1 protein-coding gene is annotated in these 560 nt (G+C 65.0%); it reads left to right on the forward strand.

Annotated features, from left to right (window positions below):
• A partial coding sequence (gene serS / locus QB898_RS13170) for a serine--tRNA ligase (RefSeq protein WP_279525315.1) occupies positions 1-560 on the forward strand: 560 nt, incomplete at both ends.

Below are 560 nucleotides of genomic sequence, written 5' to 3' on the forward strand. Positions count from 1 at the left end.
CCCACCGCCGAAGTGCCGCTGACCAACTACGTGCAAGGCGAAATCCTGGCCGAAGCCAGCCTGCCCCTCAAACTCACCGCGCACAGCCCGTGCTTTCGCTCCGAAGCCGGCAGCGCCGGGCGCGACACGCGCGGCATGATCCGCCAGCACCAGTTCGACAAAGTGGAAATGGTGCAAATCACCCACCCCGCAAAAAGCTACGAGGCGCTGGATGAAATGGTCGGCCACGCCGAGCATGTGCTCCAGCTGCTGGAGCTGCCCTACCGCGTGGTGCTGCTGTGCACCGGCGACATGGGCTTTGGCAGCGCCAAAACCTTCGATCTGGAAGTGTGGCTGCCCGCGCAAAACACCTACCGCGAAATCTCCTCCGTCAGCAACTGCGAGGCCTTTCAGGCGCGCCGCCTGCAAGCGCGCTTCAAAACGGCGCAGGGCAAAAACGAACTCGTGCATACCCTCAACGGCAGCGGCCTGGCCGTGGGCCGCGCGCTGGTGGCCGTGCTGGAAAACCACCAGCAGGCCGACGGCAGCATCCGCATTCCCGCCGCGCTGCAACCCTACCT

It is taken from the genome of Ottowia cancrivicina, assembly GCF_029813755.1.
In the GTDB taxonomy this organism is placed as follows: Bacteria; Pseudomonadota; Gammaproteobacteria; order Burkholderiales; family Burkholderiaceae_C; genus Ottowia; species Ottowia massiliensis.